The sequence below is a fragment of the Spongiactinospora sp. TRM90649 genome (genome assembly GCF_029382225.1).
Taxonomy (GTDB): Bacteria; Actinomycetota; Actinomycetes; order Streptosporangiales; family Streptosporangiaceae; genus Spongiactinospora.
The window spans coordinates 56448-79862 of sequence record NZ_JARLTC010000003.1 but is presented as its reverse complement, the minus strand read 5'-3'; the positions used below and the strand labels follow the sequence as shown (position 1 = coordinate 79862).

Sequence of the window (23415 nt, the reverse complement as noted above, 5' to 3'; positions counted from 1 at the left end):
TCCAAGACAGGGAGATCATCGGACAGGACGGGACACAGCGGGGACATGAAGTGTGGGGCGGGGGAAGTGGTGAGCGCGAGCGGGCCGCCCATGAGCGCCGAGGGTGTGGCGAACGCCCTGCGGCGACGTCGTGATGAGCGTGAGCGGCTGTCCGGTGACCTTCTCGACCTGGAGCAGCATCCCGGTCACCAGTTGCTGAAGGGGGCCGAGCTGCGGGGCGAGACCCAACGGCGCTGGGAGGCCACCGAGGCGGCCATCGCCACGCTCTGGTGGCTGTTCGACGCCTACGGCCGGGTCCTGTCCAAGGCCGAGGAACTGGCCGGGGGCGGCAGACGCCTCGGGGGCGCGGAGCTGGCCTCGCTGACCGGCCTGCTCAACGGCGCCTCGGTGGAGATGAAGGTCGAGGACGTCCCGGTCGAGCGGCGCTCCCTGGTCCGGCCGACCGCCGAGTGGCTCACCCTCGACCAGGTGATGGGCCGGATGGACGCCGCGTACCGCGAGTGCGCGCAGACGGTGGCCGCCGCGGACTCCGCGTGGAGCGTTCTCGCGCCCCGGATCAACCAGGCCGAGGGCGCCTGGCTCTCGGCGCGCGAGCTGTCCGGGCGGGTCGGCGGAGACGACGCCGAGCTGATGCGGATCGGCGAGGAACTGGTCAGGCTGCGCGACGAGGCCCGCGCCGACCCCCTCGCCTACGCGGGCGGCGACCCCCGCGAGCTGGTCGCGCTGGACGCGATCGTCACCCAGGTGGCCGGCCGCCGGGCGCTGCTCGAACAGGCCGCCACGATCATGGACGACTACCCGCGGCGGTCGAAGGAGATCACCGACCGCATCGCGCAGGTGGACGCGGCCGAGGCGGAGACCCGCACGGCCCGCGACATGGTCCTCGCCAAGATCGCCTCCCCGGTGCTGCCCGCCATGCCCGCCCAGGCCGCGAACCTGCGCGACCGGCTGGACGCCCTGAACGCGCTGCGCGACCGGGGCGAGTGGATGGACCTCGCCGAGCGATTGGGCGGCCTGGACCGCGCCACCGCCGGTGCCCTCGACCAGGCCAGGACCACCACCGCGACGGTGACCGGACTGCTCGACCGCCGCGACGAACTGCGCGGGCGGCTGGAGGCGTTCCGGGCCAAGGCCGTACGACTGGGCCGCGGCGAGGACGCCGGGCTCGACTACCTGTTCCGTCAGGCGCGTGACCTGTTGTGGACCGCCCCGTGCGACTTGCGCCAGTCGACCGTGGCGGTGGCCGCCTACCAGCGGGCGATCAAGGAGATGGGAGAGGCCGGATGACTGCGTGCACCCATCCCGGCTGCACTGGAACCGTCCAGGACGGCTACTGCGACACCTGCGGGCTCGCCCCGCCCGCGGCTCCGGTTCCCGAGCCGCCCCGCACCGGGGGCAGGCACGCCGCGCCGCAGGGCGGCCCGGCCTACCCGCCGCCGGGCGGCGGGCCCGCGTATCCGCCCGCGCCGGGCAGCGGTCCGCTCTATCCGCCGCCGCCCGCGAGCGGCCCGGTGTATCCGTCTCCGGGCAGCGCCCCGGTGTACCCGCCGGGCACGGGCCAGCAGGGGCCGCCGCCGTCCGGCCCGGCGCCGCAGCCGTTCCAGCAGTACCCGTCGGCGGGCGCCGGACAGGCGCCGCCGCCGGCTCCGCCGTACCCGCACACCGGCCAGGTGCAGCCGCAGGCCCCGCCGCAGCCGCAGGCCCCTCAGGCGCCGGGCGCGTCGCAGCCCTCGATGCCACAGCGTCCGGGCAGCACCCCGGTGTCGGGCTGGCAGGGCGGCAGCGCGCCGGTCTCGGCCGGCTGGCGCGGCCGATCGGGCATCGACCTGGGCACCGCGCCCTCGACCGGGCCGGTCAGCGGGCGCGGCACCAGCTCCACGCGCTCCCGGCGCAGCTCGCTGGGCGCGAGCCTGGTCGAGGTGCCGCCGGTGCCGTACCGCGACCCGTCGCTGGTGGTGATGCGCGACCCCGAGGTCCCCGAGCACAAGCGCTACTGCAGCAACGGCTCGTGCGGCAAGCCGGTGGGCCGGGCCAAGGGGGACCGGCCGGGCCGCGCCGAGGGGTTCTGCCCGCACTGCGGCAACCGCTTCTCCTTCACCCCGAAGCTGAACGACGGCGACCTGGTCGCCGGGCAGTACGAGGTCAAGGGCTGTCTGGCGCACGGCGGACTGGGCTGGATCTACCTCGCGGCGGACCTCAACCTGGACGGCCGCTGGGTGGTCCTCAAGGGCCTGCTGGACACCGGCGACGTCGAGGCGCTGCTGGCCGCCGAGGCCGAGCGGCGGTTCCTGACCAGCATGGACCACGCCAACATCGTCCGGATCTTCAACTTCGTGCAGCACCCGGACCCGACGACCGGCACCATGGTCGGCTACATCGTCATGGAATACGTCGGCGGCCAGTCGCTGCAGGACATGCTCAAGGCCCGGCTGTCGATGACCGCCAACCGCGAGGCGCTGCCGGTCGCGCAGGCCATCGCCTACATCCTTGAGGTCCTCAAGGCGTTCGACTACCTGCACGACCGCCAGTTGCTGTACTGCGACCTCAAGCCCGCCAACATCATCCAGGTCGAGGACCAGCTCAAGCTGATCGACCTGGGCGCGGTCCGGCGGATCGACGACCAGGACAGCTCCATCTACGGCACGGTCGGCTACCAGGCGCCGGAGATCGCCAAGGACGGCCCGTCCGTCAGCTCCGACCTCTACACCGTGGGCCGCATGCTCGCCGTACTGAGCATGCCGTTCAGCCCGGCCGCCGAGAACCGCGCCGCACCGCTGCCCACGCCGGACCGCCAGCCGCTGCTGGCCACCTACGAGTCGTTCGACCGTTTCCTGCACCGGGCCACCGACCCCAACCCGGCCCGCCGCTTCCAGAGCGCCCAGGAGATGTCCGAGCAGCTCACCGGCATCCTCCGGGAGATCAGGGCGGCCGAGGACGGCAGGCCGCGCCCGGCCCTGTCCACCGAGTTCGGCCCCGAGCGCCTGGCGGCGGCCACCACCCTCGCCGCCGAGGGCCCGGTGAACGGCCAGGTCCTTGAGCCCCTGTCGGTCGAGGCCGCGGTCGGCGCGCTGTCCACCCCGCTGGTCGACCCTGGCGACCAGGGCGCCGGCTTCCTGGCCGGCATCACCGCGCGGACCCTCGACGACCTCGTCACCATGCTGGACGCGGCCCCGGTCGCCTCCATAGAGATCCGCCTGGCCCTGATCAGGGCGCTGATCGAGCAGCGCAACCCGCGCGCGGGCGAGGTGCTCGAAGCGGCGACCAGGGAGACGCCGTGGGACTGGCGCGTGCTCTGGTACCACGCGCTGCGCGAGCTGGCCTGGGGCAACCTGGCCGAGGCGGTGCGGCTGTTCGACGAGGTCTACTTCCGGATGCCCGGCGAGCGCGCGCCCCGGCTGGCGCTGGCGTTCGCCCGCGAGTGCGCGGGCGACCACGGCGAGGCGGCCCGCCACTACGCGGGCATCTGGCGAACCGACCGCGCCTACGTGAGCGCGGCGTTCGGCCTGGCCAGGGTGTGCCTGGCGATGGGCGACCGCGCGTCGGCCACCCGCGTGCTGGACGAGGTGCCGACCACCTCCAGCCACTACATCTCGGCGCAGATGGCGGCGGTCGCGCTGGCCATCAGGGGCCGCGACCCCGGCCAGTTGCCGGTGGACGACCTGATGGTCGCCGGGGAGCGCCTGGCCGACCTGCGGCTCGACGCCGGACGCCACAACCGGATGGCCGCGGAGGTGCTGGAGGTCGCGCTGACCTGGCTTTCGGCCGGTGGCCAGCGCGGCACGGCAGGCCCGCCGCTGCTGGGCGCGACGCTCAGCGACAACGGCGTGCGCAAGGAGCTGGAGCGCGTCTACCGGGCCCTGGCCAGGGGTTCCGGCGCGATCGACGACCGGCACGCCTACGTGGACAAGGCCAACGCCGTCCGCCCGAGAACGTGGGTGTGAGATGAACGCCAACTGCCCGCACTGCGGCTATCCGGTGCTGCTCGGGGAGACCTTCTGCGAGGAGTGCGGACGCGCCCTGCAGGCCGGTACGCCGGGGGCGTGCACCGCGTGCGGGGCCGCGGCGATCGACGCCGAGGGGTACTGCGAGCGCTGCGGGCTGCGCCAGCCGACCGCCCGCGACCACTCGGAGGTCCAGGCGGGCGCGGGCGCGGGGGTCAGCGACCGGGGCAAGCGGCACAGCCGCAACGAGGACGCCATGGCCCTGGCCGCGGTGGACGGCGGGATCACCGCCGGAATCGTGTGCGACGGGGTGTCCTCCTCGCCGCGCCCCGACGACGGCTCGCTGGCCGCCGCCGAGGCCGGGCTGGCCACCATGACCAAGGAGCTGCGCAGCGGGGCCGACCCGGTGGACGCCACCCGCGCCGCCGTGGCCAGGGCCGCCGAGGCCATCGCCGCGCTCGGCACCGTCCACGACGCCCCGGCCTGCACGTTCGTCTCCGCCATCGTCGGCAGGGGAAGGGTGACCATCGCCTGGGTCGGCGACAGCCGCGCCTACTGGCTGGGCCCCACCCCGGCCCGGCTCACCCTCGACGACGCCACCGAGACCGGCATGCTGACGGCCTGGCTGGGGGCCGACGCCGGCGAGGTGATCCCGCAGATCCGCACCTTCGAGCCCGACGGCCCGGGGGTGATCGTGGTGTGCAGTGACGGCCTGTGGAACTACCTGCCGGCCGCCGAGGAGATGGCCCGCGCCGCCCCGGAGGCGGCCACCGCCCCACTGCCCACCGCCCAGGCCCTGGTACGGCTCGCCAACGACGCGGGCGGCCGCGACAACATCACCGTGCTGGTGATCCCGTTCGAGAAGGGGAGCACGCCCAAGTGACCGAGCAGCCGCAGTTCACGATCCGCGTGGACCAGAACAAGTACCTCCCGGTGGACGGTACCGAGGTGCACGCGATCCTCACCGTCGAGGCGGCCGGGCCGGTGGAACGCCTCGCCCAGGCGCAGCAGGCGGCCGAGGTCATCATCGTCGACACCTCGGGCTCGATGTCCTACGGAAAGATCAACGAGGCGCGCAAGGCGGCGATGGCCGCCGTGGACACCCTGCGCGACGGAGTGTTCTTCGCGATCGTCTCCGGCACCGCCTACGCCCACATGGTCTTCCCGCACGACCGGCACCTCGTGCCCGCCGACGAGAACAGCAGGCGGGCGGCCAAGGACGCCATCAGCCGGATGCAGGCCGACGGCGGCACCGCGATCGGCCGCTGGCTGCGGCTCGCCGCCGACCTGTTCCAGCCGTTCCCGCACGCCATCAAGCACGCCATCCTGCTCACCGACGGCAAGAACGAGCACCAGGAGGCCAGGGAGTTCGACGCCGACCTGGCCTACTGCACCGGCAAGTTCGTCTGCGACTGCCGGGGCGTGGGCGACGGCTGGGTGGTCGCCGAGCTGCGCAAGGTCGCCTCGGCGCTGCTCGGCAGCGTCAACGACATCCCCGACCCGAAGGACCTGGAGGCCGACTTCCGGGCCATGACGCAGACCGCGATGGGCAAGGCCGTGGCCGATGTCGTGCTGCGGGTGCGCACGCCGCAGAACGCGACGCTGAAGTTCGTCAAGCAGGTCTCGCCGACGTTGGAGGACCTCACGGGCCGCCGCACGCCGTCGGGGCCGCTGGACGGCGACTACCCGACGGGCTCGTGGGGCGCGGAGAGCCGCGAGTACCACATGTCCTTCCAGGTGGCCCCCGGCACGGTCGGGCAGGAGATGCGGGCCGCGTGGATCCGGCTGATGATCCCGGACACCGGGGAGCAGCTCGCCGCGGGCAACGTGCTCGCCGAGTGGAGCACCGACCTGGCGCAGTCCACCAGGATCAACCCCCGCGTCGCCCACTACACCGGGCAGCAGGAACTGGCCCAGCTCATCCAGGACGGCCTGCAGGCTCGCAAGGACGGCGACCTCGACCTGGCGACCGCCAGGCTCGGCCGGGCGAGGGGCATCGCCGCGCAGTCCGGCAACAGCGACACCGCCAAACTGCTCGACCGGGTCATCGACTTCGACCCGGAGAGCGGTACCGCGCGGCTCAAGCCCAATGTGGAGAAGGCGGCGGAGATCGCGCTGGACACCGGCTCGGTGCGCACCGCCCGGATGCGCCGGGACCCGCAGGGCTGAGGGCCCCGAGGCGAGAGCCGAGAGTGAGGAGGACGAGCGATGGCGACATGTCCCACCGGCCATGAGTCGGAGGCCACGGACTACTGCGACATCTGCGGGACCGTGATGGGAGGGCCGCCGGTGGCCGCGCCCTCAGGCGTGCCCTCGGGCATGCCCGCGTCCTCGGCCACTCCGGTCCCGGCCGCACCGGCCGCGAACGCCGAGGGCGGACGCAGCACGTGCCCCGACTGCGACGCCCCGCGAACCGGCCGGTTCTGCGAGGAGTGCGGGTTCGACTACGCGGTCGAGGTCTCCGGCGCGATCCGGATGGCCGAGCAGGCGCAGTCGGTGCAGGCGATGCTCCAGGGCCGGACGGCCGCGCAGTCGGCGCAGTCTGGGCGGTCGTCGCGCCCGCAGCAGACGGCCGCGTTCCAGGCGGCAGGTCCGCCGCCCACGGCACCACCGGTCGGGCCGCCGGTGATGCCCGCGCCGGTCACCACGCCGCAGGGCGTCGCCCCCGACCCGCAGCCGCAGGCGGCGGAGGCGACCTACGGGGGGGCCTGGGAGGCCGTGGTCACCGCCGACCGCGACTACTACAACACCATCATCGGCATGGGCGGGCCCGACGCGTCGAGCGTGCCGTTCCCGCCGTACTGCCCGGAGCGGCGGTTCCCGCTCACCGGGCAGCAGGTGCGCATCGGGCGGCGCAGCCGCTCGCGCAACCTCAGCCCGGAGATCGACCTGACCGGGCCGCCGGAGGATCCGGGGGTCTCGCACCTGCACGCGGTGCTGCTGGCCCAGCCGGACGGCACCTGGATGCTCGTCGATCCCGGCTCCGCCAACGGCACCGCGGTCAACGGCTCACGTGAGTCGCTGCCGCAGAACGTGCCGGTGCCGGTCGGCGACGGCGACCGGATCCAGCTCGGCGCGTGGACCGTCATCACGCTACGGAAAGGGTGAGGCACCGTGACCGCGCCTCCACTGACGCCTGTCCCCAGCGGTAACGACCCGGGCGGCGCGCAGGCGAGCACGACAGCCGTCATGGGCCGCCCGACGACGCTGCCCGAGAGGCCCGCGCCGGAGCCGCGCGCGCCGCGCCGCCGTACGGTGCCCGGGCGGATCCGCACGCTGGCCGGGGTCTGCCTGCTGGCCGTGGCGCTGCTGTTCGGCGGCACCTTCTGGGCCATCGGCAACGTCCGCGACGGCCTGCAGGTGATCGGCCACGACGCGGGCCCGCAGGTCGTCGCCACCGCCGACATGTACTTCGCGCTCAGCGACATGGACGCCCAGGTGGCGAACGTGCTGCTGATCGGCAGGGACACCGGCCTCGGCGAGGGCCGCGACACCGCCGTCCAGCGCTACGAGCAGCGCAGGACCGAGGTCGGCAAGGCGCTGCTGCTGGCCAGCGACCTGGCCATGGGCGACCCCACCGAGAAGCTGACCGTCGTGGCCCTGCTCAACGGCTTCGGCCGCTACCAGCAGCTCGCCGAGCGGGCCATGCTGCTGAACCAGCAGGCCGACCACGCGGCCGGGCCGCCGCCCACGCGGGTCATCGAGGTCTACCGCGAGGCGACCGACCTGATGCGGCTCGACCTGCTGCCCAAGGCGTACAACCTGACGTTGGAGAGCGGCACGATCGTCCGTCAGACCTACGAGGACGAGCACGCCGCCATCACCGCCGGGCGGATCATCGTCGGCGTGGTGGGGCTGGGCGCGGTGCTGACCCTGGTCGGCATCCAGGTCTTCCTCACCCGCAGGTTCCGCCGGTTGACGAACCCGGCGCTGATGCTGGCCACCGTCGGCGTCGGCGCGCTCACCGTGCTTGCCGTGCTGCTGCTCGGCGCGCAGGCCGAAGGGCTGCGCAAGGCCAAGGAAGAGGGCTTCAACTCGGTGCTCGCCATGTCGCGGGCCCGGGCGATCGGCAACACCATGCACGGCGACCAGAGCCGCTACCTGCTCGACCCCGAGCGCGCGGACACCTACGAGCAGGTCTACCTGGACAATTCGCAGAAGGTGCTCTACACGCCGGGCGGCAGCCTGGACAAGTACTACGCCGGGGTGAACAAGGCGGTCTCGGCCTTTCCCGGCCAGGCCGGGTTCCTGGGCTTCCACGGCGTCGAGGCGGCCACCGTCACCCGCTCCGACGAGCGGACGGCCGTCGGCAAGGTACTGAAGGGCTACCAGGGCTTCCAGCGGGGCGACCAAGAGATGCGCAGGCTCGCGCTGGGCGGGCAGCGCGGCAAGGCCATCGGCCACCGGATGGGCTACCTCAGCCAGACCTTCCAGAGTTACGACACGGCCCTCGTGGACCTCATCAAGCTGCACAGGACCACCTTCAACGATCAGATCAAGAGCGGCGACTCGGCGCTCGGCGGCTGGAACTGGCTGCTGCCCGGGGTGGCGCTGGCCGCCGCCGCGCTGATCCTCGCCGGAGTCCAGCCGCGGCTGAGCGAGTACCGCTGAGCGTGGGCGAAAGGAGACCGACGATGCGTGTACGGCTCGCCCTCGCGGGCGCGGTGGTGCTGGCCACGGCCGGGTGCGGGCTCGGCGCCCAGGCCGACTCCGTGCTCGGCAAGGAGACCCTGACGATCGGGGTCAAGTTCGACCAGCCCAGCCTCGGCTACAAGTCGGGGAACAAGAACGAGGGCTTCGACGTCGACGTGGCCGCCTACGTGGCCCGCAAGCTGGGCGCCAAGAACTTCGTCTTCAAGGAGGCGCCCTCGGCCAAGCGCGAGGCGATGCTGCAGGCCGGCGACGTCGATCTGATCTTCGCGTCGTACTCGATCACCGCCGAGCGCAAGACCAAGGTGGACTTCGGCGGGCCGTACTACGTGGCCCACCAGGACACCCTGGTGCGTTCCTCCGACGCGAACATCCGCGACGTGCGCGACCTGGCGGGCAAGAAGCTCTGCCAGGTCACCGGCTCCAACTCCTGGCGGCGGGTCAAGGAGGAGCGCAAGGTCAACGTGGAGCTGGTCGAGGTGAAGAAGTACAGCGACTGCCTGGCCAAGCTGGCCGACGGCTCGCTGGACGCCGTCTCCACCGACGACCTGATCCTGGCCGGTTACGCGCAGGAGGCCAAGGGCAGTCAGATCCGGTTCGTCAACGCGCCGTTCACGGACGAGCGTTACGGTGTCGGCATCCGCAAGGGCGACGTCGCCGGGTGCGAGGCGGTCAACAAGGCGATCACCGAGATGTACCTGGACGGCACCGCCAAGCGGCTGCTGGAGAAGTGGTTCAAGCCCACCGGCCTGAACCTCACATTTACCGTCCCCCAGTTCGAAGGGTGCTGATCGACCATATGACGCAGGCGTACGAACCGGGCCGGGGCCCGGGACCCGCCACTCCGTCTGAGGAAGACCTGATCCGGCTGCTCGGCGAGCAGCGGATGGGCGCGCTGGCCACCAACGGCAAGGACGGCCGTCCGGTCATGTCCACCGTGGCCTACGCGTGGGACCCGGCGGAGCGGATCATCCGGATCAGCTCCATCGAGGGCCGCGTCAAGGTGCGGCGGCTGGCCGCCGACCCCCGGTGTGCGCTGTACGTCTCGACGACCGACTTCATGGCGTACGCGGTCGCCGCCGGGGAGGCGGAGGTGTCTCCGCCCAGCGCCGAGCCGGGCGACGAGACCGGCCGGGAACTCCTCGGCATGCAGGCGCCGTTCGAGCGACCCGAGGACGAGGCGGTGTTCCTGCGGAACATGGTGGAGGACCGTCGCGTGGTCATCAGGATCCGGGTCGCCCGCCTGTACGGCGGCGGCATCGCCCTGCCCTGATCGGGTTTCAGCTCCCGGTGGTCCCGGCCTTGATCGCGACGGTCAGCGCCTCGACCGGGGAGGGAGCCGGGCGGCCTGCGGTCGCGGGCGAACTCCGCCGCCAGGCGCTGGAGCACCGCGTTGACCGGGGTGGGCACGCCGTGCAGCCGCCCGTGCGCCACATGGGCGAGGTGTCGGCGGACGATCGCGGCATGTCCGAGGTCGTGGAGAAGGCCATGGGCGCGCGCGGGCAGGGGAGGGAGACCCGTGAGGCGCTGCTCGCCGTCGCGGGCGGGCTGGTCGACCGGGCGCGGGCGCACGGCGCGATCGGCGAGGACGTGACGACCGGCGACGTCAACATGGTCATCTGCGGCCTGGCGGCGGTGATCCGCAACGGCGCGGGCGACTGGCGGCGGTACATCGAGGTCGCGCTCGACGGTTCCGTTCCCGTTGATTTCGGTCTATAAGATCTAGCTATACCGCGATGTTATGACGCTCGCGGTCTCGCCCGCGCCGTTCGGGTTTCGGCAGATCACAGAGCCCCGATCGCGTACCGCGACGGGTTCCCCACGCGACGCTCCGCTGTCGCAGATGCCGCACTTGGATCGATCCAAGGCGATTGCACTCCAGGTCGGCGGATGGTTCGCCATCTCGTGAAGCATTTGTCAAGCGGCTTATGCCGACATTATGTAACGGAGTGTGGCTTACCAGATCACTGGTTGTAGTCCAGTGCGTTGTCTGCCTTCCTTCGAATCTGTAATCGGATAGTCGACGGTATTTCACTGTCGTCCTCCACGGGGGAGGTTCCGAGCTTTGCTCGCCAAAGGCCGATTTCGGCATGCCCGAATTCAGATTCCCTTACTCACCCTGACGCTCGTCGCGTCGTTCGTCGCGTCGTTCGTCGCGCCGGTGGACGCGGCCGTGGCCCAGGCCGCGCCGCCGCCGGTGCCGCAGGTCAAGCAGGGCACCGCCCGCGTGGGACGCCGCCAAGCAGGAGGCCACGACCACCGACGCCGACGGCGTGGTGACCTGGGACGGTTACCGGGGCAACACGCTGGTCTACACCCAGCACGGTACCGGTGACACCGACAACCACCGCTACGACAAGGAAACAACAACCCGACCGAGCACACCGACGCCAACGGCAAGGTCTGGAAGGACACCTACAACGAGTTCAACGAACTCGTGAAGAGCGAGGACCCCGACGGCAACACGATCACCAGCGCGTACGACTCGCGCGGCCTGCGGACCTCCACCACCGACCAGCGCGGCAAGGTCACCCGGTTCGAGTACCTGCCGCAGGGCGGGCCGAACTCCGGTCTGATCAAGGCGTCGGCCTCTCCGGAGGGACGGCGGGCCGAGGTCGTCTACGACGTGACCGGCCGCCGTATCGCCTCGATCGACCCGCGCGGCACGGTGCCCGGCGGGAACCCGGCGGCCTACACCACCAGGTACGCCTACGACGCCCAGGACCGGCTGACCAGCACGCAGGAGCCCGGCAAGAACAACGCCTGGCGCAGCGGCTTCGACGAGACCGGCCGGCAGGTTCGCGTGCAGACCCCGATGGGGCAGACGACGAACTACTACTACTTCGCCAACGGGCTGCTCCAGAAGGTCGACCACGAGCGGCGCACCAGCACCTACACCTACACCTAGGCCGGCCGTCAGGCCACCGCGTCGGTGCTGCTGCGGACCCGCGCGCCGATCACCACCAGCTACACCTACAACGCCGAGGGCCTGCTGAAGACGACCACCTCCCCGCTGGGCAACGAGCCGGGGGCGAACAAGGCCGACTACACGACCACGTACTTCTACGACGCCGACGACAACCCGGTGCGGGTGCGGCACCCGTACCCCGGCGGCGGTTTCACCGACCGGGACATCAAGACCGACCCGCTCGACCGGACCAGCTCGAAGATCGACGAGCTGAACAAGGAGTCCACGTTCGGCCGGGACAACAACGGCCAGATCACCTCTACCACCGACAACCTCGGTCGTAGGACGCGGATGGCCTACGACGACTCGGGGCGGCAGACCGAGATCACCGACGCCGGCGGCAAGACCACCAAGACCGAGTACGACAAGGCCGGCAACCCGATCAAGGAGACCAACGCCGTCGGCGGGGTCACCACCTGGAAGTACGACGACGACGGCCTGCTGGTCGCGGTGACCGAGCCGCGCGGCAACGTCGAGGGCGCCGACCCGGACAGGTACACCACCCGGTACGAGTACGACCGGGCGGGCAACCAGACGAAGATCATCGACCCGCTGGGCAACGCGTCCACCGCGACGTACGACGGCGTCAACCGGCTGATCGCCACGACCGACGCCAAGGGCCGCACCACGCATCAGACGTTCAACGAGGACAATCTGCTGCGCACGGTGCACACCCCGGAGACGCCGTACAGCCCGTACGACCCCGAGGCCCGTTCCACGGTCTACACCTACAGCATCGACGGCATGCTGGAGTCGGTGCGCGACCCGCTGGGCCGCTACACCCGGATGGCCTACGACGACGCCGGGCGGCTGATCACCCGCGCCGACCCGCTGTCCCGCCGGGTCGAGGTCACCTACGACGCGGAGAGCAACCCGCGGACCGCGATCACCATCAACGGCCCTGAGTGGGTGTCGCCGGAGGAGCGCGCCAAGCGCACGGTGAGCATCGACTACGACATCCTGAGCCGTCGCACCAAGACCACCCTGGGCTCGCAGGGCCCGGTCCACACGTTCGCCTACGACGCCAAGGACCGCACCACGGCCTACGGCGACCCGACCGGCGTCCGCGAGGTCGTCTACGACGACGAGGACCAGATCAAGACGGTCACCCGCAAGACCGCCGGGCAGTCCGACCAGACCTTCACCTACGCCTACGACGAGCGCGGCAACATCACCTCGCGCCCGCATCCGGACGGCACGAAGGTCACCGCCGACTACGACGGCGACAGCCGGATCACCTCGCACAACGTGTCCGGCGGCGTCGCGGGCGGGGCGTCGGAATGGACGTTCAAGTACGACCCGGCTGGCCGTCGCGTCTCCACCACCCTGCCCACCGGCGGGCTGACCGAGAAGCGGGCCTACGACGAGTCGGGACGGCTGACCTCGATCGCCACGGCGAACGGCGACGCCGCTCCGGTGTCGGCGTTCGACCTGACGCTCGACCAGGTCGGCAACCCCACCAAGGTCGTCACCCGCCGAGGTGACCGCACCGAGGAGGTCGCCTACGCGTACGACAGCGTGGACCGGGTCACCTCCGCCTGCTACTCGGCCACCACCTGCGGCACCGGCACACAGGCCGCCGGCCGGATCGACTACACCTACGACCTGATGGGCAACCGCCTCTCGCAGAAGCGGACCGGCACCGCGGGCAACGACACCACCACCTACACCTACGACGTCGCCGACCAGCTTCTTCGCGAGACCGTGGCCAAGCCGGACAGCACGGTGTCCAAGAACTTCGCCTACGACGTCAACGGCAACCAGATCACGGCCGGGCCGGACCGGACGGGCATGCGGCCCGACAACGGCCCGACCACCAACGGGGACACCGCCCCCAGCCAGGGGGCCGACCCCGGCCCCAGCCCGGAGGACGTGGCCAAGGCCCAGCAGCTCCAGAACAAGTCCGTGCTGGACGTGGTGCTGGAGGCCGGCGGCCAGATCCTGATGGAGATCCTGGGGATCAACGACATCCTCAACTGCCTCAAGGGCGACCTCGGCGCGTGCGTCTCCATGGTCGTCGGCGCGCTGCCCTGGGGCAAGATCTTCAAGGCCCCGAAGATCATCGAGGCCATCTGGAAGGCCGGCAAGGCCGTCATCAACTTCTTCCAGCAGTTGAAGTGGGCCAGAGCCATCCTGCGAGGAGCGGCGAAGGCCGCGGAGGCGGCCAAGGCCGCGGCCGCCAAGGCGGCCCGCGAAGCGGCCGTCAAGAGAGCCGCCGCCAAGGCCGCGGCCGAGCAATTGGCCAAGAAGCTCGCCGCCGAGACCGCGGCGAGGGCCAAGGCCCTGGCCGCCAAGGCCAAGGCCAAGACCAAACCACCGGCCGCAAACCCGAAGTCACGCGGTGCCAAGGCCGACAGCTGCCCCAACAGCTTCGCCGCCGGAACCCTCGTGCTCCTGGCCAACGGCACGGCCAAGCCGATCGAGAAGGTGGCCCTGGGCGAGAAGGTCCTCGCCACCGACCCCGAGACCGGCGAGACCAGGGCCAAGCCCGTCGTCCGGCAGATCGCCGGCGAAGGCGACAAGAAGCTCGTCAAGATCACGATCGACACCGACGGTGACACGGGTTCCGCCACCAGCGACCTCGTCGCCACCGATGGCCACCCGATCTGGGTCCAGAGCGAGCGCGCCTGGCTGAAGGCCGACCGCCTCAAGCCCGGCATGTGGCTCCGCACCAGCGCGGGCACCTACGTCCAGGTCACCGCGACCAAGACCTCGACCGCCAGGCAACGCGTCCACAACTTCACCATCGCCGACATCAACACGTACTACGTGCTGACGGGCGCCACCCCGGTCCTCGTCCACAACTGCGACAATCTCCAGGAGTATGCCGACAGTTTGCGTGAGCAGTTCAACAAGGAGGACGGCCCCTTCTTCGCGGCGAAATACACATCTCCCTCAGGGCAGACCTATTACGGTCACTCAGGTCACGACATGACGCCGACTCCCGGCGGAGCGGTGGACGACCTCGTCCGGCGGTTCACCCCATCGGACGGCCGTTACCACGCGGGATGCGCCGAGACCATGTGCCTCATCAAAGCCGAGAAGGTGGAGGGCGCGGCCGGAGTTCGAGGGGATGTGTTCGAAGTGGTGAAGGTAAGAGGTTTGAACTCGCCCCCCGGTGGCGCGCACGGCACGTCTGCCACTCCTTGCGAACTGGTCTGCCAACCCAGGCTGCGACATCAAGGAATCCGCTGGTAAGGAAATCACGGTGAGCAGAGAACATCGCCGGATCAATCGATTCGGCTTCGCCGAATACGAAGACATGATCGAGCTTTCCCGCGAGACGGACGGCCCGGAACTGGCGCGAGTCCTGAGCTCGATCGTCGAGCGAGTGCTTTCGGAGGAATCCGGACTGCTCGAAACGCTGTCGGACGGCGCCCAGGCGGACTTCGTGGTTCCTCTGGGAATGGCCGCGAGAATGCTGTCGAGCGGGGGGTACTCGGCCATGGAGTTGGTCTCAGCGGCCGCAGCCGTGAGATATTGCGCCGAGCCGCACAGAACGGAATTTCCAGACGATCTGGCGCGGATGCTGTCCCGCCTACCGCGCTGACCGACGGCGCGGCGGACGCCCCGTCAGGCACGTCCTGACGGGGCTTTCGCGGCGAACGCCGTCTGTGACCACGTTGGCGATCTTCCGGCGAAGGACGGGCCAATGCTGCAGCTAGGGCGCTTCACCCCCATGGAGCTTGAGGCTCTCGGAAGAGAGCGGAATTTCCTTCGGGACCAGTCGGAGTGGCGCTGCCCCGCGTGCGGAGAGGTGTCCGTTCGCACGTACCTCAGGAACACGCGGCACGCGGATCGTCCCGCGATGATCGGCTACACCTGGTGCGCCGCGTGCCGCAGGGTGGCCGGCTCGACGGGCCCGCTGCCACCCGGTCTGGTCATCTCCGACCGGTGGCGCGAGCTGGACCCGGAGGCATGGGAGGAATTCGACAGGACCCTGCCCAGGCTCCTCGCCAGGCTCGACCGCCTCTGGGAGAAGGGTGTGCTGCCACAGAGCATTGGCTGGAAGCGGCCATAGCGCGAACGAACCGCGGCCCCTCCGGAGACCTTCTGGCGGGGCCGCGAGGTGCGGTTGCCGCGGTGCCTCCGGAGTGGCCTCCGGGGGAGGAGTTCCTTCGGCGGGTCGCGGAGCGACTGGGGATGCGGCTCGGTTGCCGGTGGTGGCCGGGGCGCCGCGGCGCCGTGCTCGGGGTTCCGGCCGCCGTGCCGGACTCGCTGGCCGGTGTCCGCCGGGCCGCGCCCGCCGTCCCGTTCCCCGAGGAGGTCGTCGATACGGTGGGGCTGCTCTGGGACGCCCGGCAGTTGACCGTGGAGCAGATCGGGCAGGTGCTCCGCTGATCTCGCCTTCAGCCGCGGCTCGGAGGGACCACCTGGATCCCGAAACCGTATGAGCCGATGGCGTCGGCGATTCCCATGAAGAGCAGGCTGTAGTGCTCCTGGCCCCGGGCCGTGGGGATGCCTCCCAGGTCGAGCAGGGAGTCAGGGGGCCAGCCCAGGTCGTTCAGGAGGCCGCCGACCCTGCGTTTGGCGTCGGCGTCGTCCCCTGACAGGAAGACCGTGCTCGGGCCCCGCAGCGACTCGGGGGCGACCATGAGCTGCGCGTCGATGGTGCAGAGCGTCTTGACGACCTTCGTGTCCGGGAATGTGCGCTGGATCTCCTCTCCCAGGCTCTCTTCGAGGTGGGAGAGCGTGCCGTCCTCCCGGAAGCCGACCGCGACGTCGAGCAGCGCCTTCCCGGCCAGGGCCGGGGCGCCGATCTCGGTGAGCAGCGGCACGGACACGGTGCCGGGGGTCGCGTTGACCACCACGTCCGCGCCCGCGACGGCTGAGTACGGGTCCAGGACCGGTACGCCCGCTTCCCGTACGGTCGCCAGTTCGGCACGCGACGCGGCGTCCTCCGGCCGCCGTGATCCGAGGACGACGTCGTGGCTCCCGCCGGCCCAGCCGATGGCCAGCGCCCGCCCTACGTGGCCGGTTCCGAGAATTCCGATCTTCATGGCCTCGACGCTATGCCGTCCCACCCGGCGGTCGCCTCGGGCCACGGCCGGGGCCGCCGTACATCATTGGTCGTAGGACCTGAAACCGCCCCGTGATCACGTGAGTGATCACGGGGCGGGTCGTTCAGGGGGTCAGCAGTTGGACAGGACGGGCAGGTTGTTGAAGCGGGTGTGCAGCCAGGTGATGGCCAGCGGGGCGCCTTCGACCGCGCCGGCCACGTGGTTGGGGGCGGGTAGCGGGGTCCACAGGACCTTGGCGCCTCGGTTGCACCAGTCGCGGCGGAGGGTCTGGCCGACGGCGAGCGGGATCACCTCGTCGTTGTCACCGTGGTAAAGGTAGACCGGCACGCCCGGGGTCCGGGAGCCGAGCCGGGTCTCGGCGAGACGCGCCTGCCAGGCGGGCAGGTTCATCACGTCGGTGGTGGTGAGCTGGGAGAGCCGCCGTCCGCTCAGCTTGGAGTTGATCGCGCCACCGCAGTCGTCGCTGACGTCGGTGAACAGCGTGCGGCCCTCGGCGGTGAGGTAGGCGTCCAAACTCAGTTCCGGGTAGGCGGCGTTGAGGCCGATACCCGCGGCGGCCGACAGGCCGAAGTTCGACGTGCCGTCCAGGTTGGCCGCGACCCGCTGCAGGTCGGCCGGGACGCCGCCCGCGGCGACGCCGCGCAGTTGCAGCTCAGGGGCGTAGCTGGGCTGGAGCTGGGCCGCCCAGCCCGCCGAGGCGCCGCCCTGGGAGTAGCCGATCACGCCGACCTTCGCCGACGCGGACAGACCAGAGCCCGGAACGCGGGTGGCCGCCCTGATCGAGTCGAGCACGGCCTGGCCCTGCGAGATACCGGCCATGTAGGTGTGCAGGCCGGGAGTGCCCAGTCCCTCGTAGTCGGTGACCGCGACGGCCCAGCCCTTGGCCAGCAGCAGGCTGATCAACGCGATCTCTTGGTCCTTGCCCTGTTGCATCAACGCCGACGGCGCGCACTGGTCGCCGAGGCCGTGGGTGCCCATGGCGTACCCGACGATCGGCCGGGTGCCGGAGTACGAGCCGTTCGGTACCAGCACGGTTCCGGAGACCTGCACCGCCGTGCCTCGCGCCGAGGTGGAGCGGTAGAGGATCTTCCAGACCTTCGCCGGGACCTTCACCAGCTTGGTGGGGTCGTAGTACAAGCTCACTGACTGTGCCGAGATGACGTCACCGGCACCGGCCGCCGAAGCGGGAACGGTGGTGCCGGCGACGGCTAAAACCATGGTCGCAATCGCGACAAAGGCAATGCTCACGCGCACACGCAAGCCCATTTGGCCGCCCTTCGGTAAGAGTGAGTGCACGGGGAATAGTGGCGGCGCGCCGTGAGCCGATATTTACTCGCGGGTAACTGTGTGTCAATCCCGGCTGAGGAGCGGCAGGGGTAGGTCTTCCGGCGGCCCGGGGCAGTTCAGGGGGGCCGGTCGAAACCGGGCTCCGGCGCATTTGGGCCGGTCAGCGGGGTGCCGTCGAGTTGTCCGCGCATTCCGGCCCCGTGAATGCGGTATGGAAAAGTCCGGACGCCTCCGGTAAACCTAGGGAATTGGTCTGGCTCACCGGTCGCATGAGAGCCTAGGGACATGGATTTCGAGGAAGTCGCGGGCACGGTCGTCGAGCGGTTCGCCACCGAGATCCGGGCGACGGTCCCCCTGGTCTCGCTGTGGGTGCACGGCTCGCTGGCCGGTGGCGACTTCCAGTTCGGGCGCAGCGACTTCGACCTGCTCGCGGTGATCGCCGAGAAGCCCGGCCCCGAGCAGGTGCAGGGCCTGGAGACCGTGCATCGTGACCTGATCAGGGACCATCCCGTCGCGGCCAAGCTGCACTGCTCCTACATGGAGCGGCACCGGTTGCGCGATCCCGGCATAGAGCACCTGACCTGGGCGTTCCAGGAGATGTTCCACCGTCCGGTCTCGCCGGTGATCCGCAGTGAGCTGCTGGAGATCGGGGCCACCCTGTACGGCCCGGCTCCCGGCGGCATGATCCCGCCCGTCCCCCCGGCCGACCTGGCCGCCTTCGTCCGGGAGGAACTGGACGGCTACTGGCGGCGGGTCGTGGCCAAGTTCGGGCCGTGGCTCTCCGACACGTGGATCGACGTCGGCCCGCTCACGCTGGCGCGGGCCACCGTCACGCTCAGGGGCGGCGGGATGATCTCCAAGCGGGAGGCGTTCCCCGTGCTGCTCGAACTGGGCGCGCCGGCCGACCTGGTCAGCGACATATATGACCGCCGCTACGGGCGTCCGGTCCGCACCTCGCCCGGCTGGCGGCTGCGGCGGGCCCGGCTGGCCCGCGCGTTCATGGCCGAGGGGATCGACCGCGCGCTCGCCTCCGCCTGACCGGTGGCGGAATCGGCCGCGCCGGTCAGGCGTGGGGGCCGACGGTGACCGGCCCGACGGTGAGGCGCGGAACGCCCTCCAGGATCCGCCCGATCCGCTCGACCTCGCGGTCCAGGTCGCTCAGCAGCGCCGGGGAGAGATCGTCCAGCGGTTCCACGGTGACCTCGATCCGGCGTCCCGACCTGCGCTGGTGCCACACGCCGGCCACCGTCCCGTCCACCAGCAGCACGGGGTAGTTGCCGCCCTGGCCCCGCGCCAGGGCGCGCTCGGCCGCCCGGCCGGGGAAGACCCGCTCGCGCGGATGGCAGCCCACCGTGTAGGCGTCGAAGTACGGCAGCAGCCGCACCCCGCCCGGCGGCTCCGGCGACACTCCGGTGTCGCCCGCGACCACCCAGCCGGGCAGGCCATCCACATCGACCCGGGTGATCCGCTCGCCCATGGACTCGAACAGCCGCACCGCCCACCCCGCAGGGGCGGCGAGCCAGCGGGCGAACTCCTGCGGGGTGACCGGCCCGTACGCGTGCAGGTAGCGCGTGACCAGCTCGGCCAGGGCCGCCTGCTCCTCGTCCGGCTCCGGGCCGCGCACCGGCCGGAACCCCGGCAGCACGGTGGCCGGGCTGGTGTAGGTGAGGCTGCGTCCCCGGTTCGGGCCGTAGCACAGCGCGCCCCGGTGCCCCGCGAGGGCGAGCGCCTGCCGCCAGCGCGGCCACATGTCCTGGAACGCGGGCATCACCCGCTCGCCCGCCCACGGGCCGGTACGTTCCACCACGGCCTCGTCCAGCTCGGCGATGGTCAGGGCAGTGCCGTCCAGGGCGTCGGCGACCGCGCGGACGATCTCGTCGATCTGCTCGGCGGTGAGCCCTGAGCGGGCGGTGAGGACGGACGGGACGGCGGACAGCGCCCTGGTCCACATCGGCAGGTCGCGCGCCGCCAGCAGATGGATCGTTCCGCGCGGGCCGTGCGCCTTGACCAGCGAGGGTCGTTCGCCGCGCAGCGCCTCGCGCACGTCCTGGCGCGTCGCGTCGCCGTCCATGCGCGTCGCGACGGACAGCTCGGCCGCCGACATCACCTGGGCGTGTGCCCCGCAGTTGGCCGATGCCACGTCCGCCGCCGTGCCGCCTCCGCCGGGCGCGGCGAGCGAGTGACGCGCGAGCCGCCGCGAGCGGACTTCACGCCAGGTCACCTGGACGGGGGAGGACGTCGAAAGCATTGCGAGGGCTCCTTGGGTGGGGCGGGGGACCTGCCGGTGGCGCGGGGGCGCCGACACTCTCGACTACCTGGCGTTCAGCCTCGCCCGACTCGGCTGTGACTTCGTCGTCCACGACCCGCCCGAACTCCTCGCCCACCTCCGCGACCTGCGCGACCGGCTCGGCCGCGCGCTGGGATCCTGACGCCCCGGCGAGGCCCGCGTGCCACGGCCCGGCCCACTACAGTTGCGGCATGCCCGGTGCCGAAGCCCCCCTCCCCGACGACCCCGCCGACGCCCTGGCCGCGGTGTCGGCGCTGCGCCGCCTGGCCGACCGGATCGAGGACGCCGCCGTCGAACAGGCGATGCGGACCGGCTGGAGCTGGCCCCAGGTGGCCGAGGCGCTCGGCGTCACACGTCAGGCCGTGCACAAGAAGCACGCCAGGCGGCTGATCGACGCGGGTGTCAAGCTCCGGAGGCGGTGACGGTGGCCGCCGCCTTCATCGACGTGGACGTGGTCATCGAACGGGGCCGCCGCGAGGCGCACCAGGACGGCGCGGAGGCCGTCGAGGCCCACCACCTGCTGCTGGCGCTCGCCGGAGCCGATGATCCGGTGGTGCGGGGGGTGCTCGACGCTGCCGGGCTCGACCGCGCGGCCGTCCGGGCCGCGCTCGACCGGGAGAACGCGCGGAGCCTGGCCGCCATCGGCGTGGACGTCGCCGCGTTCACCCTGCCCGCGGCGAGCGTGGCGGGCGACCCGCCGTCCAGGCTCGGGACCTCGGCGCGGCTCGCGCTGGAACGCGGCTTCGCGTCCGTGGGCCGTAAGAAGGACCTGCGGCCCGGCCATCTGCTGCGCGGCGTGCTGCTGGCCGAGGTCGGCACCGTCCCCAGGGCCCTCGCCCTCGGCGGGGTGGATCGGGCCGGTCTGCTGGCCGCCCTCGACCGGGCCCTCGCTGCGGCGCGCTGATCAGCCCGGAGCCTTGCGGCTGAGGGATTCCCACGCGCGGTAGGTCCGCGTGCGTTCCGCGTCCATCTGCTGGACGATGTCGTAGGAGGCGCCGCCCACGATGAGCCGGGGCGGGGGCTCCGGCATGTCGACGAGCTCCATGATGACCGGGGCCGCCGTGCTCGGATCCGGGCCCGCCTCGTCGCCCCACATCTCGGCCAGCCTGGCGCGCAGCGGCGCGTACTCCGGCATCGCGTCGGTGGCCGTCGTCCCCGTGGTGAACAGACCCGTGTCATAGCCGCCCATCTGGACGATCGTCACCTTCACCCCGAACGGCTCGACCTCCATGGCCAGCGACGCGCCGATCGAGTCGAGCGCGGACTTGCCCGCCGCGTACAGGCCGACGGCGGCGAACCCGCCGCCGGTGCCCATGGAGGTGACCTGCAGGATGTGCCCCGAGCCCTGGGCCCGCAGGTACGGCACGACGGCCTGGCTCACCCAGATCGCGCCGAACAGGTTGACGTCGAGGTGCGCCCTGACCTGCTCCTCGGTGGCCTCCTCGAGCATGCCGTAGAGCATCACCCCGGCGTTGTTGACGACGACGTCGAGCCTGCCGAACGCGGCGACGGCGCGGGCCGTCTGCTCCTGGACGGCGGCGCGGTCGGTGACGTCGAGCGGTAGCCGGACGAGGTCCTGCTGGTACTTCTCCGCCAGGTCGGCGAGGGGGGCGAGGTCGCGGGCGGCGGCGACGACGCGGTCTCCGGCGGCGAGCGCGGCCTCGGTGAAGGCCCTGCCGAGCCCTCGGGACGCGCCGGTGATGAACCATACTCGGGCGGTCGTCATCGGGCGGGTTCCTCTCGTTGGGGTTGCGACACGAGACGTTGCGTCTCGTTTCGAGAGTCTGCATGACGGCCGGGGCCGTGTCAAGACGGACCGTCTCGTCTCGGTGTGCTGCTATGCTCGGCGCATGTCAGCCACGAGGAACCCCGATCCGGCGCGCCGGAGTGAGCGCTCGCGGCAGGCCGTCCTGGGCGCCGCGCGCGAACTGGTCACCGAGGTCGGATACGCCAAGGTCTCGATCGAGGCCATCGCCGCACGGGCGGGCGTGGGCAAGCAGACGATCTACCGGTGGTGGCGGTCCAAGGGCGCGGTGATCTTCGACGCCTTCCTGGCGCTCAGCGAGGGCGCCGAGGGCGTCGTGCTGCCCGACACCGGCGACATCGAGGCCGACCTCAAGCTCGTCATGCGCGCGACGGCCGCCGAGTTCGCGGACCCCGAGTTCGAGGCGCCGATCCGGGCGCTCAACATGGAGATCGTCAATGATCCCGAGCTTGCCGCGCAGTACCACGAGAAGCTGGCCGCCCCCGTCGACGAGGCCAAACGGGAACGGCTGCGCAGTGCCCAGCGCGCCGGCCAGCTCGCCGCCGACGCCGACCTCGACCTGGTGCTCGACCTGCTCTACGCCCCGATCTACCAGCGCTGGCTGACGCGCTCCGGGCCGCTCACGGCGGAGTACGCGGACGCGTTGGTGGACGCCGCGCTCCGCGCGTTCCGGCCCTGATCCGGGTCAGACCGGGGGAACCAGCTCGAAGTAGCGGTCGAGCAGTGCGCGGTCACCCCGGACGGCGAGCTCGTCGGCCGAGCGCCGATGCCAGAGGAACAACGCCAGGTCGGATGCCGTCCCCGCCACCTCCACATCGGCTTCCTTCGCGCTCGGGGCCAGGTCGATCCGGTCGCCGTCGAAGGTGACCGTCCACGCGCCGTCGCCGTCCGTCTGGCGGAAGCCGAACCGCTCGCCCGCGCCCGGCGGAGCCTGCCGCCAGGCACGCCGCGCCGGGGCCATCACCTCGAAGGTGTGGCCCACGGCGTCACGCGCCAGATCGGCCGCGAGCGGCTCGGCCGCGCCGAGCGCGGCCTCGGCGTCCCACCGGTGCACGGCCGCCTCGATGGCCTGCACGCGCAGCCAGAAACCGACGGTCTGCTCCCGGGACCAGGTCCACGCCGCCTCGGCGGGATCGTGCTCGCCGAACAGCGCCGCCAACTTCTCGGCCCCCTCCGCGAACCAGTCGACCAGACTCGCCGCCAGCGGCCCGACATTGGGCGCCCCGTCCGGCCGCGGCCAGCCCGTCATGTCGGCGGGCAGCTTGAAGACGCTCGGGTCGGAGAAGCCGGGCCAGGTGGTCAGCCGCGCGTCGATGACATGGAACACGCCCCGGTGCACCCCACCCAGATGGGCGACCAGATCAGCCGCCGTCCACCCCGGACAGGACGGCACGAACGGCGCCTCACCGCCTTCGGCCGCCCGCCGAACCGCCGCCTCGAACGCGCCGACCTCACGCCGGAAGTGCGAAAGGAAGTCCATGCCCGCACGTTGCCAC

General features: G+C 71.5%; 23 protein-coding genes and 1 pseudogene. 19 read left to right on the top strand and 5 right to left on the bottom strand.

The features are described from left to right. The first annotated feature begins 90 nt into the window (after nt 1-90). The 14 genes and pseudogenes from P3X83_RS04590 (at nt 91) to P3X83_RS04525 (ending at nt 15900) form a co-directional block, all read left to right on the top strand. Nucleotides 91-1287 carry a hypothetical protein gene (locus tag P3X83_RS04590; RefSeq protein WP_277303584.1) on the top strand — a complete coding sequence of 399 codons (1197 nt, stop codon included), beginning with the start codon at nt 91-93 and terminating at the stop codon, nt 1285-1287. After that, nucleotides 1284-3941 (top strand): serine/threonine-protein kinase, encoded by a 2658-nt coding sequence (locus P3X83_RS04585; protein ID WP_277303583.1) that lies wholly within the window; start codon nt 1284-1286, stop codon nt 3939-3941. The genes P3X83_RS04590 and P3X83_RS04585 overlap by 4 nt, the downstream gene beginning before the upstream one ends. A gap of 1 nt (nt 3942) precedes the next feature. Further along, nucleotides 3943-4824, top strand: a complete 882-nt coding sequence (locus P3X83_RS04580; RefSeq protein WP_277303582.1) for a protein phosphatase 2C domain-containing protein — start codon at nt 3943-3945, stop codon at nt 4822-4824. Then, on the top strand, nt 4821-6110 hold the full coding sequence (locus P3X83_RS04575) for a VWA domain-containing protein (RefSeq protein WP_277303581.1): 1290 nt from the start codon (nt 4821-4823) through the stop codon (nt 6108-6110). Before P3X83_RS04580 ends, P3X83_RS04575 begins: the two co-directional genes overlap by 4 nt. A 39-nt stretch (nt 6111-6149) precedes the next feature. Continuing rightward, nucleotides 6150-7049: an FHA domain-containing protein gene (locus P3X83_RS04570; protein ID WP_277303580.1), complete on the top strand. Its 900-nt coding sequence runs from the start codon at nt 6150-6152 to the stop codon at nt 7047-7049. A 6-nt stretch (nt 7050-7055) separates the two neighbouring features. Continuing rightward, on the top strand, nt 7056-8552 hold the full coding sequence (locus tag P3X83_RS04565) for a hypothetical protein (protein WP_277303579.1): 1497 nt from the start codon (nt 7056-7058) through the stop codon (nt 8550-8552). Between the two features lie 23 nt (nt 8553-8575). Then, entirely contained in the window at nt 8576-9382 is an 807-nt protein-coding gene (locus P3X83_RS04560; protein WP_277303578.1) for a glutamate ABC transporter substrate-binding protein, read from the top strand. Next, complete coding sequence (locus tag P3X83_RS04555) at nt 9376-9864, top strand: TIGR03618 family F420-dependent PPOX class oxidoreductase (RefSeq protein ID WP_277303577.1); 489 nt, start codon at nt 9376-9378, stop codon at nt 9862-9864. The genes P3X83_RS04560 and P3X83_RS04555 overlap by 7 nt, the downstream gene beginning before the upstream one ends. 17 nt (nt 9865-9881) lie before the next feature. Continuing rightward, nucleotides 9882-10310, top strand: a complete 429-nt coding sequence (locus P3X83_RS04550; RefSeq protein WP_277303576.1) for a hypothetical protein — start codon at nt 9882-9884, stop codon at nt 10308-10310. Nucleotides 10311-10965: 655 nt separating this feature from the next. Next, nucleotides 10966-11499: pseudogene (locus P3X83_RS04545) on the top strand (hypothetical protein); the annotation flags it as partial. Nucleotides 11500-11523: 24 nt separating this feature from the next. After that, nucleotides 11524-14757: a polymorphic toxin-type HINT domain-containing protein gene (locus P3X83_RS04540; RefSeq protein ID WP_277303575.1), complete on the top strand. Its 3234-nt coding sequence runs from the start codon at nt 11524-11526 to the stop codon at nt 14755-14757. Nucleotides 14758-14767: 10 nt separating this feature from the next. Then, nucleotides 14768-15109 carry a hypothetical protein gene (locus tag P3X83_RS04535; RefSeq protein ID WP_277303574.1) on the top strand — a complete coding sequence of 114 codons (342 nt, stop codon included), beginning with the start codon at nt 14768-14770 and terminating at the stop codon, nt 15107-15109. A 258-nt stretch (nt 15110-15367) separates the two neighbouring features. Then, a complete protein-coding gene (locus P3X83_RS04530) occupies nt 15368-15580 on the top strand; it encodes a hypothetical protein (protein WP_277303573.1) in 213 nt (70 codons plus the stop codon). A 62-nt stretch (nt 15581-15642) separates the two neighbouring features. Beyond that, nucleotides 15643-15900: a hypothetical protein gene (locus P3X83_RS04525; protein WP_277303572.1), complete on the top strand. Its 258-nt coding sequence runs from the start codon at nt 15643-15645 to the stop codon at nt 15898-15900. An 8-nt stretch (nt 15901-15908) separates the two neighbouring features. Here the strand turns inward: P3X83_RS04525 and P3X83_RS04520 are convergent, their stop codons facing one another. Then, complete coding sequence (locus P3X83_RS04520; protein ID WP_277303571.1) at nt 15909-16559, bottom strand: NAD(P)-binding domain-containing protein; 651 nt, start codon at nt 16557-16559, stop codon at nt 15909-15911. Between the two features lie 132 nt (nt 16560-16691). Next, entirely contained in the window at nt 16692-17798 is a 1107-nt protein-coding gene (locus P3X83_RS04515; protein ID WP_277303570.1) for a lipase family protein, read from the bottom strand. A gap of 354 nt (nt 17799-18152) precedes the next feature. Between P3X83_RS04515 and P3X83_RS04510 the strand changes: the two genes are divergently transcribed. Further along, a complete protein-coding gene (locus tag P3X83_RS04510) occupies nt 18153-18905 on the top strand; it encodes a nucleotidyltransferase (protein ID WP_277303569.1) in 753 nt (250 codons plus the stop codon). Nucleotides 18906-18930: 25 nt separating this feature from the next. Here P3X83_RS04510 and P3X83_RS04505 read toward each other — a convergent pair whose 3' ends face one another. Continuing rightward, entirely contained in the window at nt 18931-20115 is a 1185-nt protein-coding gene (locus P3X83_RS04505) for a winged helix DNA-binding domain-containing protein (protein WP_277303568.1), read from the bottom strand. A gap of 16 nt (nt 20116-20131) precedes the next feature. Here P3X83_RS04505 and P3X83_RS04500 point away from each other — a divergent pair, with 16 nt between their 5' ends. Genes P3X83_RS04500 through P3X83_RS04490 form a run of 3 tightly spaced genes read left to right on the top strand, consistent with a single transcriptional unit; the run spans nt 20132 to nt 21058 of the window. Then, complete coding sequence (locus tag P3X83_RS04500; protein ID WP_277303567.1) at nt 20132-20296, top strand: hypothetical protein; 165 nt, start codon at nt 20132-20134, stop codon at nt 20294-20296. A 49-nt stretch (nt 20297-20345) separates the two neighbouring features. Beyond that, nucleotides 20346-20576: an RNA polymerase subunit sigma-70 gene (locus P3X83_RS04495; RefSeq protein WP_277303566.1), complete on the top strand. Its 231-nt coding sequence runs from the start codon at nt 20346-20348 to the stop codon at nt 20574-20576. A 2-nt stretch (nt 20577-20578) separates the two neighbouring features. Then, nucleotides 20579-21058 carry a Clp protease N-terminal domain-containing protein gene (locus P3X83_RS04490; RefSeq protein WP_277303565.1) on the top strand — a complete coding sequence of 160 codons (480 nt, stop codon included), beginning with the start codon at nt 20579-20581 and terminating at the stop codon, nt 21056-21058. On the opposite strand, the gene P3X83_RS04485 is transcribed toward P3X83_RS04490, so the two are convergent. After that, nucleotides 21059-21880: an SDR family NAD(P)-dependent oxidoreductase gene (locus P3X83_RS04485; protein WP_277303564.1), complete on the bottom strand. Its 822-nt coding sequence runs from the start codon at nt 21878-21880 to the stop codon at nt 21059-21061. A gap of 124 nt (nt 21881-22004) precedes the next feature. On the opposite strand from P3X83_RS04485, the gene P3X83_RS04480 reads away from it, so the two are divergent. After that, nucleotides 22005-22598, top strand: a complete 594-nt coding sequence (locus tag P3X83_RS04480) for a TetR/AcrR family transcriptional regulator (protein ID WP_277303563.1) — start codon at nt 22005-22007, stop codon at nt 22596-22598. Between the two features lie 6 nt (nt 22599-22604). Here the strand turns inward: P3X83_RS04480 and P3X83_RS04475 are convergent, their stop codons facing one another. Continuing rightward, nucleotides 22605-23399 (bottom strand): maleylpyruvate isomerase family mycothiol-dependent enzyme, encoded by a 795-nt coding sequence (locus P3X83_RS04475; protein WP_277303562.1) that lies wholly within the window; start codon nt 23397-23399, stop codon nt 22605-22607. Nucleotides 23400-23415: the final 16 nt, after the last annotated feature.

What these genes read in the sequence shown, in the direction of transcription:
- P3X83_RS04590 (WP_277303584.1), top strand. Translation starts at nt 91, where the DNA reads ATGAGCGCCGAGGGTGTGGCGAACGCCCTGCGGCGACGTCGTGATGAG.
- P3X83_RS04585 (WP_277303583.1), top strand. Translation starts at nt 1,284, where the DNA reads ATGACTGCGTGCACCCATCCCGGCTGCACTGGAACCGTCCAGGACGGC.
- P3X83_RS04580 (WP_277303582.1), top strand. Translation starts at nt 3,943, where the DNA reads ATGAACGCCAACTGCCCGCACTGCGGCTATCCGGTGCTGCTCGGGGAG.
- P3X83_RS04570 (WP_277303580.1), top strand. Translation starts at nt 6,150, where the DNA reads ATGGCGACATGTCCCACCGGCCATGAGTCGGAGGCCACGGACTACTGC.
- P3X83_RS04560 (WP_277303578.1), top strand. Translation starts at nt 8,576, where the DNA reads ATGCGTGTACGGCTCGCCCTCGCGGGCGCGGTGGTGCTGGCCACGGCC.
- P3X83_RS04530 (WP_277303573.1), top strand. Translation starts at nt 15,368, where the DNA reads ATGATCGGCTACACCTGGTGCGCCGCGTGCCGCAGGGTGGCCGGCTCG.
- P3X83_RS04520 (WP_277303571.1), bottom strand. Translation starts at nt 16,559, where the DNA reads ATGAAGATCGGAATTCTCGGAACCGGCCACGTAGGGCGGGCGCTGGCC.
- P3X83_RS04515 (WP_277303570.1), bottom strand. Translation starts at nt 17,798, where the DNA reads ATGGTTTTAGCCGTCGCCGGCACCACCGTTCCCGCTTCGGCGGCCGGT.
- P3X83_RS04510 (WP_277303569.1), top strand. Translation starts at nt 18,153, where the DNA reads ATGGATTTCGAGGAAGTCGCGGGCACGGTCGTCGAGCGGTTCGCCACC.
- P3X83_RS04505 (WP_277303568.1), bottom strand. Translation starts at nt 20,115, where the DNA reads ATGCTTTCGACGTCCTCCCCCGTCCAGGTGACCTGGCGTGAAGTCCGC.
- P3X83_RS04495 (WP_277303566.1), top strand. Translation starts at nt 20,346, where the DNA reads ATGCCCGGTGCCGAAGCCCCCCTCCCCGACGACCCCGCCGACGCCCTG.
- P3X83_RS04485 (WP_277303564.1), bottom strand. Translation starts at nt 21,880, where the DNA reads ATGACGACCGCCCGAGTATGGTTCATCACCGGCGCGTCCCGAGGGCTC.
- P3X83_RS04480 (WP_277303563.1), top strand. Translation starts at nt 22,005, where the DNA reads ATGTCAGCCACGAGGAACCCCGATCCGGCGCGCCGGAGTGAGCGCTCG.
- P3X83_RS04475 (WP_277303562.1), bottom strand. Translation starts at nt 23,399, where the DNA reads ATGGACTTCCTTTCGCACTTCCGGCGTGAGGTCGGCGCGTTCGAGGCG.